Origin of the sequence: Sphingobium cloacae (assembly GCF_002355855.1) — a bacterium.
In the GTDB taxonomy this organism is placed as follows: Bacteria; Pseudomonadota; Alphaproteobacteria; order Sphingomonadales; family Sphingomonadaceae; genus Sphingobium; species Sphingobium cloacae.
On the sequence record NZ_AP017655.1, the window covers coordinates 1,653,286 to 1,667,018 of the forward strand.

Annotated in this window: 15 protein-coding genes and 1 tRNA gene; 8 read left to right on the forward strand and 8 right to left on the reverse strand. The window is 62.3% G+C overall.

The window, feature by feature from the left end; translation table 11 throughout:
* Positions 1 to 124 precede the first annotated feature (124 nt).
* Positions 125 to 772, forward strand: coding sequence for a hypothetical protein (locus SCLO_RS22880; RefSeq protein ID WP_123905466.1), 648 nt, complete (start codon positions 125 to 127; stop codon positions 770 to 772).
* 236 nt (positions 773 to 1,008) lie between these two features.
* Here SCLO_RS22880 and istB read toward each other — a convergent pair whose 3' ends face one another.
* Together istB and istA are read right to left on the reverse strand one after the other, a co-directional pair.
* Positions 1,009 to 1,737 carry an IS21-like element helper ATPase IstB gene (istB, locus tag SCLO_RS08010; RefSeq protein WP_096362194.1) on the reverse strand — a complete coding sequence of 243 codons (729 nt, stop codon included), beginning with the start codon at positions 1,735 to 1,737 and terminating at the stop codon, positions 1,009 to 1,011.
* Positions 1,724 to 3,238 (reverse strand): IS21 family transposase, encoded by a 1,515-nt coding sequence (istA, locus tag SCLO_RS08015; RefSeq protein ID WP_096362065.1) that lies wholly within the window; start codon positions 3,236 to 3,238, stop codon positions 1,724 to 1,726. Before istA ends, istB begins: the two co-directional genes overlap by 14 nt.
* Positions 3,239 to 3,336: 98 nt before the next feature.
* Here istA and SCLO_RS08020 point away from each other — a divergent pair, with 98 nt between their 5' ends.
* Positions 3,337 to 4,242, forward strand: a complete 906-nt coding sequence (locus tag SCLO_RS08020) for a DNA adenine methylase (protein ID WP_269459040.1) — start codon at positions 3,337 to 3,339, stop codon at positions 4,240 to 4,242.
* 365 nt (positions 4,243 to 4,607) lie between these two features.
* Complete coding sequence (locus SCLO_RS08025) at positions 4,608 to 5,543, forward strand: hypothetical protein (protein WP_066522030.1); 936 nt, start codon at positions 4,608 to 4,610, stop codon at positions 5,541 to 5,543.
* Between the two features lie 144 nt (positions 5,544 to 5,687).
* Here the strand turns inward: SCLO_RS08025 and SCLO_RS08030 are convergent, their stop codons facing one another.
* From SCLO_RS08030 to SCLO_RS08050, 5 genes are all read right to left on the reverse strand, one after another.
* Positions 5,688 to 6,071: a hypothetical protein gene (locus SCLO_RS08030; protein ID WP_231923389.1), complete on the reverse strand. Its 384-nt coding sequence runs from the start codon at positions 6,069 to 6,071 to the stop codon at positions 5,688 to 5,690.
* Positions 6,002 to 6,793, reverse strand: a complete 792-nt coding sequence (locus SCLO_RS23830; protein WP_083949241.1) for an AraC family transcriptional regulator ligand-binding domain-containing protein — start codon at positions 6,791 to 6,793, stop codon at positions 6,002 to 6,004. The genes SCLO_RS08030 and SCLO_RS23830 overlap by 70 nt, the downstream gene beginning before the upstream one ends.
* A gap of 236 nt (positions 6,794 to 7,029) precedes the next feature.
* Positions 7,030 to 7,221 (reverse strand): DUF2274 domain-containing protein, encoded by a 192-nt coding sequence (locus tag SCLO_RS08040; RefSeq protein ID WP_066522035.1) that lies wholly within the window; start codon positions 7,219 to 7,221, stop codon positions 7,030 to 7,032.
* Complete coding sequence (locus tag SCLO_RS08045; protein ID WP_066522048.1) at positions 7,187 to 7,441, reverse strand: conjugal transfer protein TraD; 255 nt, start codon at positions 7,439 to 7,441, stop codon at positions 7,187 to 7,189. The genes SCLO_RS08040 and SCLO_RS08045 overlap by 35 nt, the downstream gene beginning before the upstream one ends.
* A 1-nt stretch (position 7,442) precedes the next feature.
* Positions 7,443 to 7,820, reverse strand: coding sequence for a conjugal transfer protein TraD (locus SCLO_RS08050; RefSeq protein WP_066522037.1), 378 nt, complete (start codon positions 7,818 to 7,820; stop codon positions 7,443 to 7,445).
* 171 nt (positions 7,821 to 7,991) lie between these two features.
* Here SCLO_RS08050 and traA point away from each other — a divergent pair, with 171 nt between their 5' ends.
* From traA to SCLO_RS08075, 5 genes are all read left to right on the forward strand, one after another.
* Complete coding sequence (gene traA / locus SCLO_RS08055; protein ID WP_066522039.1) at positions 7,992 to 10,994, forward strand: Ti-type conjugative transfer relaxase TraA; 3,003 nt, start codon at positions 7,992 to 7,994, stop codon at positions 10,992 to 10,994.
* Positions 10,995 to 11,171: 177 nt separating this feature from the next.
* Positions 11,172 to 11,387 (forward strand): helix-turn-helix transcriptional regulator, encoded by a 216-nt coding sequence (locus SCLO_RS08060; RefSeq protein ID WP_066522042.1) that lies wholly within the window; start codon positions 11,172 to 11,174, stop codon positions 11,385 to 11,387.
* A 2-nt stretch (positions 11,388 to 11,389) separates the two neighbouring features.
* On the forward strand, positions 11,390 to 11,635 hold the full coding sequence (locus tag SCLO_RS08065) for a hypothetical protein (protein WP_066522044.1): 246 nt from the start codon (positions 11,390 to 11,392) through the stop codon (positions 11,633 to 11,635).
* Positions 11,636 to 11,673: 38 nt separating this feature from the next.
* Positions 11,674 to 12,039, forward strand: a complete 366-nt coding sequence (locus tag SCLO_RS08070) for an HVO_A0114 family putative DNA-binding protein (RefSeq protein WP_066522045.1) — start codon at positions 11,674 to 11,676, stop codon at positions 12,037 to 12,039.
* Complete coding sequence (locus SCLO_RS08075; RefSeq protein WP_096362212.1) at positions 12,036 to 13,682, forward strand: recombinase family protein; 1,647 nt, start codon at positions 12,036 to 12,038, stop codon at positions 13,680 to 13,682. Before SCLO_RS08070 ends, SCLO_RS08075 begins: the two co-directional genes overlap by 4 nt.
* Here the strand turns inward: SCLO_RS08075 and SCLO_RS08080 are convergent.
* Positions 13,641 to 13,717 (reverse strand) — tRNA-Arg (locus SCLO_RS08080). The two genes, SCLO_RS08075 and SCLO_RS08080, sit on opposite strands and share 42 nt — an antisense overlap.
* Positions 13,718 to 13,733 lie beyond the last annotated feature (16 nt).

The window sequence follows — 13,733 nt, forward strand, 5'->3', positions numbered from 1 at the left end:
GCCGCAACCCGGCGTCATCCGAATGCCACGCGTTTCGGAGCGCCCGGATCGCTCGCGATCAAACAGTCGGCGGAGCCCGCCTCAAGTCCTGCGTCGGATTATCGACGACGTGCGGGACGGAATAGTGGACTCTCGCGATCTCAATAAGGCATCCGATATCGAAGGCTATTTCCAAAACCTTCCCAATGACCTTCAGCCGCAGAAAGCCAAATCTGGTATCCCACGCCCCTTCAAAGATATCGATATTAAGAAGCGGCCGGCGGCCACCGCTGCTTCGAAAACTTCTACAAAACAGAAGACCAAAAGCAGCCCAAAGCCTCGGCTCACCCTCGCCCCGAGGCGGCATCCGTTTAATGCACCTACTTCGACCAAAGGGGAGGCTCTGCTACGGGAAGCAGGAGGCTTGGATGCAAACAGGTTTACGGTTTCCGCCGCGTTTGTGCTCCGCAGTTTCGTTGAACTCGCGATCAACGATTACATGGAAGCGAACAAGATGCCCAAATCAGAAACGAATGGGAGGGGAACCCCTGTCGAGTTAGATCTGACCCAGAAGGCGGATAGGGTATTGAAGCATATCGTTGCGGCAGACAGTTCGAAAAATGCTGACCTACGTGGCTTCCGAAACAACATTCTTACGAAGACGTCCCCGACGTCCATCCAGTCGCTTAACGGGTTCGTTCACAACAAGTTCCAGATTCCGACCGCAGACGCGCTTCGGGCAGGTTGGGATTGTTCTGTCCCAATCTTTATTGCTGCCTATGGAAGTGCATAATGCCAGACGCCCATCCATCGCTCACTCAAACTGGCCGCTACTCCCCGCTTCGCTATCCCGTGTCAAACGGCGTTCAAAAGGGACCCCCGATCGGCGTCGAAGAGGGACCCCCTTTTTCGGATATGATGTTGGTTTGTTGAAGATGGCCTTGCGCTGCGTGCGGCGGAGGGCGGGCGTAGCCCGACCGGAGGCGCGCGCAGCGCAAGATAGATTTTTGAAGGCGCCGAAGGTAGCGGTCAGCTGCGGTTTTTGAAGCGCCAGCTGTCGTTGCCCGTCTCGATGATATCGCAGTGGTGGGTGACGCGGTCGAGCAGCGCCGTAGTCATCTTGGGATCCCCGAAGACGGTAGGCCACTCGCCGAAGGCAAGGTTGGTGGTGATGATGACGCTGGTGCGCTCATAAAGCTTGCTGATGAGGTGGAACAGCAACTGCCCTCCCGAGCGTGCGAACGGCAGATATCCAAGCTCGTCGAGCACGATCAGATCGAGCCGCGACAGCTGCGCCGCCAGGGTCCCGCCTTTGCCGATCCGGGTCTCCTCTTCGAGGCGTGTCACCAGATCGACGGTGTTGAAGTAGCGGGCGCGAGCGCCCCTTCGCACGACATTGGCGGTGATCGCGATGGCGAGGTGGGTCTTGCCTGTCCCCGTGCCGCCGACCAGCACGATATTGCGGCGAGGCGGGAGGAAGGAGCCATCGTGAAGGGAGCGGATCATCTCCTCATTGATCGGTGTGCCCTCGAAGCTGAACCGCTCCAGGTCCTTCACCACGGGCAGCCTCGCAGCCGTCATCCGATAGCGGATGGAGGCTGCATCCCGGTGGGTCGCCTCAGCACGGAGCAGGTCGGTCAGTATCTCCATGGTGGTGCGCTTGCGCTGGAGGCCGGTGGTGACCGCCTCGTCGAACGCCGCCGCCATGCCCTTGAGTCCGAGGCCGCGCATCGTGTCGATCATATCATGCCGCTGCATCATAGCCTCGCAGCAGATCATAGCGGGCACAGTCGGCGAGCGGAGGATGCTGCAGCATCCGGTCTTCCGAAGTGACGATGCTGTGGGGTGTCGCCGGCTCGCGGCGCCGGGAGAGGATGTTGAGGATCAGCTCGTCGCTGGCCGTTCCGTTCGCCAACGCTTCGCGCACGGCAGCCTCTACCGGCTCCAGGCCATCGGTGAGCACCGCCGAGAGGACCCGCACGAACCTGCGATCGGCCTCGTCCCCGGTGCCGAGCCTTCGCCGTAATCGGTGCAGGGCGGGCGGCAGATCCCAGTCCTGGAACGGTGCGCCGTTACGCAGCGCGCCGGGCTTGTGCGCGAGGACCGGCAGATAATGCCAGGGATCGTATATCGTGCGGTTCCGACCGAAGTGGCGCTCATGCTCCCCGACGATCGCATCGCCGCAGCGTATGACGATGCGATCGGCATAGGAGCGCACCTGAACGGTCCGGCGTGCGGCCGTCGACATGACCGAGTAGCGGTTGCGATCGAAGCTGATGAGGCAGGTGCCGGTGACGGCATGCTCGCTCTCATGGAAGCCGTCGAACGGTGCCAGGATCGGCTGCAGGGCCGGTCGCTCCATATCCAGCGCCTCGGCGACGGTAATATCCCCGCGTTCGGGATGGGCATGATGCTCGGCCCAGCGCCGGCACTCGGCCTCCAGCCACCCGTTGAGCTCGGCCAGGCTGGCGAACCGGAGTCGCGGCTGGAAGAAGCGGCCTCGGATCGTCTGGACCTGCTGCTCGACCTGGCCCTTCTCCCATCCCGCCGCCGGCGAGCAGGCGGTCGGCTCGACCATGTAATGATCGGTCATGATCAGGAAGCGGCGGTTGAACACACGCTCCTTGCCGGTGAACACGGCCGTCACCGCCGTCTTCATATTATCGTAGATACCGCGTCGCGGCACACCGCCGAAGAACGCGAACGCCCGGGCATGGGCATCGAACAGCATCTCCTGGCCCTCGCGCGGATAGGCCCGGACATAGGGTGCGCGCGAGTCGCAGAGACGCATATGCGCCACCTTCACCCGCATCGGCTTGCCGGCGATCTCCACATCCTCGTGGCTCCAGTCGAACTGGTAGGCCTCACCCGGCTGGAAGGTCATCGGGATGAACGCCGGTGCGCCTTCGCCAGCATCCTTCCGCCGCGCAGCACGCCAGCGCGCCGCATAGCGGCGCACCGCATCATAGGATCCATCGAACCCCTCGCGCACCAGCAGGTCATGGATACGCGTCATCCGTAGCCGATCGCGGCGGCCGCGCCCCTCGTTCTCCTCAAGCAGCGCATCGAGACGATCCTGATAAGGACCGATCCGCGGCAGCGGCTGGACTTTGCGCTGATAGTTGAACGCCGCCTCCGGCGACCGGATCGCCTTGCGGACTACCTTCCGCGACAAACGAAGGTCGCGCGCGATCGCCTTGATCGCCTTCCCCCCTGCATGCTCACGCCGAATCCGAACCACTGTCTCCACGATCAACATCCCGTTCTCGCCAACTGATCAAAACCAGTCGGCCGACTAAATCCCCGGGATGAAGGGGTCCTTTTTGCACGCCGATCACCCCACGAAGGGGGTGCCTATTGCACGCTGATCCTCACTATCCCGGCGGGAAAGGGAAACTCGCACGCTTCATGAAGGAGATTGTGCGCTCAAATAACTTGTCAGATGGCCGCTACGTTGAACCGTATGCTGGCGGCGCGGCCGTTGCGTGGGAGTTGTTACTCACAGGTGTAGTGCGCCGAGTTTCAATTAACGACATCAGCTTGCCGGTATTTGCGTTCTGGCACAGCGTTCTGAATTCGACGGACGAACTCTGTAGCTTGATCCATGATTGCCCGCTAACCATAGAAGAGTGGGACAGGCAGAAGGATGTATTCCGACGACCAGATGAGGCTGATTATCTGAGACTTGGGTTTTCATTTTTCTTCCTGAACCGCACGAATCGATCTGGAATCTTGAATGGCGGCGTCATTGGCGGACGGGATCAAACCGGCAAGTGGAAGATCGATGCTCGATTTAACAGGTCTGACCTCATTTCTAGGATCGAAAAAATTGCATCGCTTAGGGCGCGGATTGAATTGACCAATCTCGATGCCGTGAAGTTCATCGAGACGAACGCCAAGCGCTTTAGCAAAAGGACGCTTCTGTATATCGACCCGCCATATTTTGAGAAGGGTCGCTTTCTGTATCATGATGCCTATCGCGCGGATGATCATGCCACCGTTGCGGAATCTGTTAGGGCATTGAAGGGCCTAAACTGGGTTGTCTCCTACGACGATGTTCGGCCAATTCACGATCTGTATTCCAGTTCCCCTTGGCTGCAATACACACTGAACTATAGCGCTCGTAACGTCACCAAGGGCCGAGAAGTGATGTTCTTTAGCAAGAACCTCATCGTCCCAGATGTGCCTACGCCGTTGCACGAAATTGATCGTGATCTTCGTAGTCGGCCGAGGCCTGTTTCCATGCGTGAGTTTGCCGCCTAGCTTTGCTTCCATGCGGGGCGATATTCAAAAATCTACCCTTTGAAGACGGCGGAACGCATCCACTAGCACAGCGCGCGGGTGCGGGTTCCCCAATATGCGTGACGATCCACGATTGGATCAACATGGGACGAGACTGCATCGCTGCACCTCCGCAGACGAGCGGCCCGCCTATGCCAGACTCTTGGCGGTCGCTCCAGCGGGCCGCTCGTCCGCTCCGCCGTCGCGCCTATGGCAACGAATAAACCCGCTACTCGGCTTCGGTCGCCTTAGCCAAAAAGAGCTCAGTCACTTAAGCTGACCCTTGATTGGGAACGTCACAGTATATACATACGTGAATGTATCACTTCACGTAAATTGGATGTATCATGGAATTCCGAGCCCCAGCCGCTGCAGCGCAGCAGAATGCCGCAACCATTGAGTATCTGACGAAGAATTTGGATGACCCGGCAGCAGGGCAGCGGCGCGTGGAAGAGCTAATCGCTGAACTCGGCAATGCAGTTTACACGCTGCCTGACTGGCACCCGATCTGGACCCTGCCGCCGATGCCAGAGGGGCGCACCGTCAACGGCTTGTCCGAGATACCGGCATACAACGGCGTCGATCACACGGAGATGTTCGTTCGCGGCTTCATTACCTGTCCCTATCAAGAGGACAGGGCAGATAAGATCGTCCAGGCGGTGAACAAGGTGCCGGGGCTTTATGCGCGCCGTCTCGATGAACCACTTTACTCCGACCAAGCCTATCCTGTAGTCGTCCAAGCCATGTCGGTGGAACTTGAAGCCGATGGCACAATCAAGAGCCGTGACGCGCTCGCATGGTTCGTGCAGCATACGGTCAAAGACGCGCGTAACCACCAAGTAGCGGAAACGTGGTGGTCGATGCGTTCGTATATCCTCGGGCGTCCTCACGGATCACGCAGTTCGCTCATCGTGAACCAGCACGCCGGAAGCCACATGCGAAAGATTCTCGAAACGATGAACGAGTCAGGCATGTTCGGCCCGGTCAAGGAATGGTCGCTTGATATGTTGTCGCAAAAGAAGCGTGATGCGATCAATGAGACACTGCTTCGAGCAGCGGTTGAAAGCTGGAACAAGGAAGATGGCGACTTCACGTTCGAACTGCGCGGCGAGACGTGCAAGGCCGCGATCAGGGACACATGGAGCGACAACATGGAATTGTCGATCCGCGTCGAGATTGGCAAGTCGGACTTGTATATCTCCGGCTTCTATTATCCGGCCGAAGACCGCACGACTTATACCGACCCAGTTGGCAAACGGAAACTGGCCGAAAAGTTCATATAGCAGGGCGGTGAGTTGGCGGGACTTGTCGACCGTGACAGTATTTTTGCCTTTCGATGCTGGATATCGGTCACGTTTAATTAAAGGAGAAAAGGCTATCCGAATCGATTTCCTGCTGCTCCGGTTCTCTGTCCATACGCTGGACCTTCAAGCGGTCTCCCATACACGGTTCAAAATCTGCGCGGCCAGCGCCGCCTTGTCATGGGGAAGAAAGCGGCCGTAGTGCTTCGCTACGGTGTCTGGCGTGTCCTGAATCGCGTAGCTCGCCTGCTCATAGGAACCCGTTTGCTTGAGGATGTGGGTGGCGAGGACGTCACGAACATTGTGCGGGCCATGCGGCAGCAATCCCTCGATCGCACCCCTCCCTGTATAGGGGTTGTAGATGCCATAGCGCTGGATTGTCAGGCGCCAGGCTTCGTAGAACGTGGTCTGATTGTAGGAGGCGTCGCGGCTCGTCCACTTCACCGTCTTGACGAAAAAGGTGCCGGGGTCCGCCGCGCCGTCGAGTAGAACCGGGCGATGTTCCAGCACATAGGCATCGATCTGGTCGTAGAGGCCGCACAGATCGGGCAGGACCAGGCGGAATGGCTTGTCGCCGAAGCGATGCGATATCGCAGATAGGCGTCGAACACGAGTCTCAAGGTCACCAGCCGCCCGCCGGTGGGGCGCTCCAGATATTCGCGGCGAAAGACGGTTTCGTTGTAGGGCGCGTCAAATTCGATCGGGCAGCCGAACAGCTCTTCATGCAACCGCGTGTCGCTCGGCTTGGGATGACGGAAGCGGACCAGGTGGTTCGTCTCGGTCGTGGCATTTATCACCGTTCGCGCCATCCTGTAGAGCGAGGAAACCAGTCCCTCGGCCTGCTGGCGAGGCGCTCTTGCCAAGGGATCTTCCAGAACCCTGAGACGCGCGAACGGGCTATCGTCCTTGATCAGATGCAGCGTCCAGGCGTTGGTGTGGAAGCGGGTGAAACGCTCGCAGGCGTGAATCCATTCCTCGAATGTCCCGGTTATCTGCGAGAGGAATATGGCGGCACCTGAATTGGGAAAGGTGTCCGGCAGGGACATGGTGTGCTCGAGGCCGAAGTTGGGCCGGTCGAGTTCCTCGGCGACCAGTTCGCAGAACACGCCCTGCCGCGACCAGGAGATCAGCATGTCGCTATGCGTGAACGCCTTCCTGGGCAGGCCAACTCGGGCTGCCAGGTCGAACGGGTCACCGCCGTAGGACCGGACCAGCTTCTCGTGCCCGAACATGACATCGGCGCGAATATAGGCTTCGCGCCGGCCTAGCCGTTTCTTGTCGGGCAGCGTTCGTCTCCTGTTGCCGCGCGCTCTGGCCGACGAACAGGATGATCGCGAAGCGGGAGGCGCAGCGGACCCGTTGCTTCGAAAATGTAAATCGAACGTAAACAGCCGCGACCGCGTGGCGCAGAGGTATTGCCGCCCAGCGCCACATACGCGGTCCCGACCCCCGACAGGTGACAGTAGGGCTAAGCCGACCGCTTCGCCTTCGCAAAGGCCCGGTCCGTCGCCATGAACCGGGCGAGCATCGGCGCGACCAGCTTTTCAACGACCAGTGCAGCACCATAGTCGACGAGGTCGCGGTGGATAGTCGCTGGCAATTCGATCGAGAGCTTTACGGGGCGATCATCGACCAATGGCCCGATCTTCTTTTGCCTCAAGCTGTTCGCCCTCGAATGTGCGCTTACCCCTGCGCTTCCAAAGCACGCGGGCGTGTACGCCGTCCTCGCTACGCAACATGTCGGCCATCCACAGCAACGCGCCGTAAAGCGCCGCCCGATCGTCATCGACGAGCTCGACGATCCCGGCTTTGACGACGAGGCCGCCCAGCTCGATCAGATGCTTGGTCCGCTCGCGCCGCTGTACCTGCCAGTCGCGCATGTCAGCGCGCGCCCGCGCCGCCAGATGCCGATTGCGCGCCGCCTTCAAGCGGGAGAGCGTCGCCAGCGTTTGCATCAGACGGTGCCGTAGATCGCGCAGATTCGGTGCCGACATTGCCCTCCCTCTTTCCGGCCCCGCGACTGGCACGGGGTCGCCCCGCGAAGAACGACACTCCCCGCTTGGCCCAAGCCTCGCGCTTGGCGGCATCCTTCATCTCGGCCAGCACGATCAGCGCACCGGCCAGTTCGTCAAGCGTCAGCGCATCGGCGCCGGTGGCGATGATCAGTTCGCCAAGCTGCTGCACCTTGCGGGTTTTCAGTTGCCGGGCCTTGTCTTCCAGCGCCTTCAGTTCCGCATCATAGTCACGGGGCTTGCGCATCTCTCGTCTCCGTCTTTGTCGATGGAACCGTTGTAATCGCGCGTCGTCCGCGATGCTGTAAGGCCGATGAGACAGTGCGGGACGGCCCAGTCCCTGCTCGGATTTTTTCGAGAAGGGCGCGCTTATACGTCGTTCCGACGTGCGCTTTGGCAGAGTATCTGGACGATCGCGATGGCGATCTACCATTTCTCCGCCCAGATCATCGGCCGCAAGATGGGCCGCAGCGCGGTGGCGGCGGCTGCCTATCGTTCGGGCGAACGCCTGCACGACGAACGGCTCGACCGCGATCATGATTACCGCGCCAAGGGCGGCGTCGTCCATTCCGAGGTGATGCTGTCCGACGGCGCATCGGAGGAATGGAGCGACCGTGAGCGATTGTGGAACGATGTCGAGGCAGCGGAATTGCGCAAGGACGCGCAGCTCGCCCGCGAGATTGAAGTCGCCATTCCGGTCGAAATGAACCAGCGCGAGGGCACTGAGCTGGTCCGCGACTTCGTGCAAGCCGAGTTCGTAGATCACGGCATGGTCGCAGACGTGAATGTCCATTGGGACAATCCCGCCAATCCCCATGCCCATGTCATGCTCACCATGCGGGAAGCGACGCTCGACGAGAACGGCGATCCGGCGTTCGGGGCCAAGGTTCGCGAGTGGAACGACAAGGCCCTGCTCGAACGCTGGCGCGAGCGTTGGGCGAGCCATGTCAACGAACGCCTTGCCGAACTCGATATCGACGCGCGGGTCGATCACCGTTCGCTGGAAGCGCAGGGTATCGCCCTTGAACCCCAGCACGAGATCGGCGGCCCGGCTCAACGAATGGAGCGCGACGGACTACTGGCCGACCGCGCCGAAGAACACCGCGAGATCGCCCACGCCAACGGCGCAAAGATCATCGCCAATCCCGACCTGGCGCTGGACGCGATGACCCAGCAGCAATCGACGTTCACGAACCGCGACTTCGCGAAGTTCGCGCACCGGCATTCGGACGGGCTCGATCAGTTCAACGCGGTGATGAGCGCGGTGAAGGGTTGCGACAATCTGGTCGAACTCGGCCAGGATCGTTTCGGCAACGACCGCTTCACCTCGCGGTCGATGATCGAGGCGGAGCAGGCGATGCACCGCGCGGCGCAGGCGATGGCGGAACGCGAGCGGCATGGCGTAGATGACCGGGACAGGGAAGCGGCGCTGGCGCAATCCGAACGGACGGGCCTCACCTTGTCGGCGGAGCAGCGGGACGCCTTTGCCCATGTCACCGAGGGGCACGATCTGTCGCTGGTGGTCGGCTATGCGGGCACCGGCAAGTCGGCCATGCTCGGCGTGGCGCGTGAGGCGTGGGAAGCCGCCGGTTATGAGGTGCGCGGTGTCGCGCTTTCCGGCATTGCGGCGGAAAATCTGCAATCGGGTTCGGGCATCACCTCGCGCACCATCGCCAGCATGGAACATGGCTGGGCGCAGGGCCGCGACCTGCTCGCCTCGCGCAACGTGCTGGTGATCGACGAGGCGGGGATGGTCGGCACGCGGCAGATGGAGCGCGTGCTTGGTCATGCCGCCAGCGTCGGGGCCAAGGTGGTGCTGGTCGGCGATCCGCAGCAGTTGCAATCGATCGAGGCGGGCGCGGCGTTCCGCTCGCTCCACGATCGGCACGGCGGCGTCGAGATCACCGAAGTGCGCCGCCAGCACGAGCAATGGCAGCGCGATGCCACGCGCGACCTCGCCACCGGCGAAACCCGCGCGGCGATCCACGCCTATGCCGGTCATGGCATGGTGCATGAAGCGGCGACCCGCGAGAGCGCCCGCGACGAGTTAGTGGACCGCTGGGACGAGGACCGGCTTGCCAATCCCGACAAGAGCCGGATCATCTTCACCCACACCAATGCCGAAGTGCGCGAACTTTCCGATCTGACCCGGACGCGGATGCGCGAGAGCGGCGCGCTGGGCGAGGAAGTGTCCATCCAGGTCGAGCGCGGGACACGCAGCTTCGCACCCGGCGACCGCCTCGTGTTCCTCAGGAATGACCGGAATCTTGGGGTGAAGAACGGCACGCTCGGCACCGTCGAGCAGGTTGGCCGCGAAGCGATGACCGTGCGGCTCGATGCCGGACGGTCGGTGTCGTTCGAGCTGAAGGACTTCGCCCATGTGGATCATGGCTATGCCGCCACGATCCACAAGGCACAGGGCATGACGGTGGACCGTGCCCATGTGCTCGCCACGCCCGGCATGGATGCCCATGGCAGCTATGTCTCGCTGTCGCGCCACCGGGATAGCGTGCAGCTTCACTACGGCCGCGACGATTTTGCCGATCGGGACCGGCTTGTCCGCACCCTGTCGCGCGACCGCTCGAAGGACATGGCGTTCGATTATGCGCGCGGCGACCCTGCCCGCGACTATGCCGAGCGGCGCGGGCTCACGTTCCGCGAGCGTGTGGTCGAGATCGTCAGGAAGGTGGTGCCAGAGAAGGTGTGCGACCTGTTCGACGGGTTGCGGCCGTCCGAGAGGGGCGGGCCTGCCGTGCCGGCAGCGCTGGGGCCGGAAAGGGAAGGCAAGCTTGATGGCAAGCCGCAGGTGCAGCGCGACAGCGAACGGGCGACGCCTGCGCGCGGGTCTGCGGACCCGGAGGCGGCGCTGCGCCGCCAGCGCACCCTTGCGCTCAGGCGTCACGCCCAGGCGGTCGATGCGGTGTTCAAGGCCGAGGATGCGGGCGGCAAGCCGAGCACGGAGCAGATGCGCGAGCTGACCGACTCCCGCAAAGCGTTCGAGGAGGTGCGGCCCTTTGGCTGGCGCGATGCCGAGGCCGCCTATGCCAAGAACCCGGCGCTTCCCACCGAAGCGGCCGGTGGCAGGTTCCAGCGCGCCGTCACCGCGCTCGAGCTCGAAACCGAAATCCGCACCAACCCGGAGCTTCGCGCCGACCGGTTCGTCGAGCGCTGGCAGAAGCTGGAGACGAAGAGCGCAACCCAATATCAGGGCAGCGACATCAGCGGCTATCGCGCCACGCGGCGAGCAATGGGCGAGATGGCTTTCAAACTCGAACGTGATCCCCAACTTGAATCGGTGCTCGCCAACCGCAAGACTGCTCTCGGTGTCGCGATGGACTCGCAGCGATCGATCGGCCGGGAGTTATGCTTCAAGCACGGCATCGACTACGGAATCGGGCGGGGCATCAGCATCGGGATGTAGGCCGGTGCCGGGTGCCCGCCTGCATCCAGGCGGGCACCTCACCATGCGAACCCGCCGATTGCCTGTTTTTCTGCGCCAGCCTGCTACGCTCCATCCACACCTCTTGCGCGCACGATGCGGAGCTGTCCTGCTGGGTTCCGGGGCATGTTGCAACGATCCAGCGAGCGGCCCCGAACCATGCAGCCCCCCGAGCGTATCATCCGCATGAGGACCGTGCTTCACCGCACCGGCCTGTCCCGATCCAGCATCTACCGCAAGATCGCCGAGGGGACGTTCCCGCCGCAGATCAAGATCGGCGCCCACGGCGCGGGGTGGCACGAGAGCGCCATCGATGCCTGGATCGCCGATCCCGCGGGCTGGCATCGCACGGCCCATCACCCGCGAGCCGACTGACAATGCCCCGCCCGCGCAAGCGATATCCGCCGACCGCTTCCGAGCAGCTTGAGGCGCTGCTGGGCTACCCCTTACCAATGGGCCGTCCGCCCAAGCATGACCTTGCCACCTGGTCCGTCATCGACGACTGGCCCGACCCGGTGCCGGTCAGCGAGGCCGAAATCGACGTGTTCGAGGCGTGGTTCGGCGACCTGTTCGACGAACTGTTCGGGGGATGCCTGATCGGCACTTGCATGGTTGCGTTGTGATGATAATATTTGTCCTTACCCCCGCACGAGGACAAATCATGCCAACGCTGATAGCAGGGATCAGAGATGCAGGCATCTCGCCAGACGCTGCCCCCGACGATCCTGTTGCCTGGTTCCCCTCCACCGAATCCTTTGCCCGCCTGCTAACGGCCGACAACCGCACGATGCTGCGACTCATCGCGGAAAGATCGCCCGGCTCGCTCGACGAGCTGGTCGAACTGACGGGCCGGGCCAAGTCCAACCTTTCCCGCTCGCTCAGCACGCTCGCCAGTTATGGTATCGTCCGCATGGAGCGCCACGGGCGCAAGGTCATCCCCACCGTGGTTTATGACCGCATCGAATTGATCCTTCCCCTTACCGGGCGCGCGACGCCCGATGCAGCCTCATTCGGAGATCAGGCATGACAACGATCATCCAGCGCGCGGCGCTTTACCTGCGCGTCTCGACCGCCCGGCAGGCCGAACATGCCGTATCGCTTCCCGATCAGCAGAGGCAGGGAGAAGCCTATTGCGAGGCGCGCGGCTACCAGCTCGTCGAAACCTTCATCGAGCCGGGAGCCACCGCCACCAATGATCGCCGCCCGGAGTTCCAGCGGATGATCGAGGCGGGCACGTCCAAGCCCGCTCCGTTCGATGTCGTTGTCGTTCACAGCTTCTCACGTTTCTTCCGCGATCACTTCGAGCTGGAGTTCTACATCCGCAAGCTCGCCAAGAACGGCGTCCGCCTCGTCTCGATCACCCAGGAAATGGGCGACGATCCGATGCACAACATGATGCGGCAGATTATGGCGCTGTTCGACGAATACCAGTCCAAGGAAACCGCCAAGCATGTGCTGCGCGCCATGCGCGAGAATGCACGGCAGGGTTTCTGGAACGGCTCGCTCCCACCCATCGGCTATCGCACGGTCGTGGCCGAGCAGCGCGGGGCCAAGGCCAAGAAGAAGATCGAGATCGACCCGCTGCACGCCGATACCGTGCGGCGGATATTCAGTCTCGCTTCGCAGGGTGACGGCACCAACGGCCCTATGGGCGTCAAGGCCATCGCCACCTGGCTCAATGCCAACGGGATCACCACCCGCGACGGCGGGCGCTGGGGTGTCGGCGCGGTCCATCAGATTCTGACCCGCTCGACCTACACCGGCCGCCACGAGTTCAACCGGACCGGCAAGGGCCGCAAGCGGAACCCGGCTTCCGAGATTGTCGTCGTTGACGTGCCCGCCCTCATCGATCAGGCGATCTTTGATGCCGTTCAGGCCCGCATGAAGGCCCGCAATCCCAGGGTTGCGCCGCCGCAGGTAGTGGGCGGCCCCACTCTGCTGACCGGCCTCATCCACTGCGCGAAATGTGGCGGGGCCATGACCATCCGCACCGGCAAGGGCGGGCGCTATCGCTACTATACCTGTTCCACCAAGGCGCGGCAGGGCGTGACCGGCTGCACCGGCATGACCGTGCCGATGGAGAAGCTGGACGATCTCGTCGCGGGGCACCTTGAGGACCGCCTGTTGCAGCCGCAGCGGCTGGAGACCATCCTGACCAGCGTGCTGGACCGGCGTGAGGAGCGCACCACACGCAAGCGCGCGCATATCGCTGAACTCAACAAGCGGGCGACGGAAGCCGACCAGCGCTTGAAGCGGCTGTTCGACGCGATAGAATCCGGCATCGCCGACCTCGACGATGCCGATCTCAAGGATCGCATCGCCACCTTGAAGGCGACCCGCGATCAGGCCCGCGTCGATGCCGAGCGGGCCATCGCCTCGCTGGACAGCTCAGGGCGCAAGTCGATCACCCCGGACATGCTCGCCAGCTTCGCCAGCACCGCCCGTCAGAGAATCAGGATCGAGGGTGGCGGCTACCGCCGCGATCACCTGCGTGCGCTCGCCCAGCACGTGGAAGTGGACGAAGGCGAGGTTCGCATCATCGGCTCGAAATCGCGGCTGTTCGAGGTTCTCGCCGGAAAACCGGGTCCGGGAACAAAGCTGGGGCCAGTGCCCAGCTTTGTTCCGAAGTGGTGCACCCGACAGGATTCGAACCTGTGGCCCCAAGATTAGGAATCTTGTGCTCTATCCTGCTGAGCTACGGGTGCACCGAGCGAAAGACTG

Excerpts from the sequence above, each read along its gene's own strand:
- istB (WP_096362194.1), bottom strand. The coding sequence starts at position 1,737 with ATGCAGCGGCATGATATGATCGACACGATGCGCGGCCTCGGACTCAAG.
- istA (WP_096362065.1), bottom strand. The coding sequence starts at position 3,238 with ATGTTGATCGTGGAGACAGTGGTTCGGATTCGGCGTGAGCATGCAGGG.
- SCLO_RS08025 (WP_066522030.1), top strand. The coding sequence starts at position 4,608 with ATGGAATTCCGAGCCCCAGCCGCTGCAGCGCAGCAGAATGCCGCAACC.
- SCLO_RS23830 (WP_083949241.1), bottom strand. The coding sequence starts at position 6,793 with ATGTTCGGGCACGAGAAGCTGGTCCGGTCCTACGGCGGTGACCCGTTC.
- SCLO_RS08045 (WP_066522048.1), bottom strand. The coding sequence starts at position 7,441 with ATGCGCGACTGGCAGGTACAGCGGCGCGAGCGGACCAAGCATCTGATC.
- SCLO_RS08050 (WP_066522037.1), bottom strand. The coding sequence starts at position 7,820 with ATGCGCAAGCCCCGTGACTATGATGCGGAACTGAAGGCGCTGGAAGAC.
- traA (WP_066522039.1), top strand. The coding sequence starts at position 7,992 with ATGGCGATCTACCATTTCTCCGCCCAGATCATCGGCCGCAAGATGGGC.
- SCLO_RS08060 (WP_066522042.1), top strand. The coding sequence starts at position 11,172 with ATGCAGCCCCCCGAGCGTATCATCCGCATGAGGACCGTGCTTCACCGC.
- SCLO_RS08065 (WP_066522044.1), top strand. The coding sequence starts at position 11,390 with ATGCCCCGCCCGCGCAAGCGATATCCGCCGACCGCTTCCGAGCAGCTT.
- SCLO_RS08070 (WP_066522045.1), top strand. The coding sequence starts at position 11,674 with ATGCCAACGCTGATAGCAGGGATCAGAGATGCAGGCATCTCGCCAGAC.
- SCLO_RS08075 (WP_096362212.1), top strand. The coding sequence starts at position 12,036 with ATGACAACGATCATCCAGCGCGCGGCGCTTTACCTGCGCGTCTCGACC.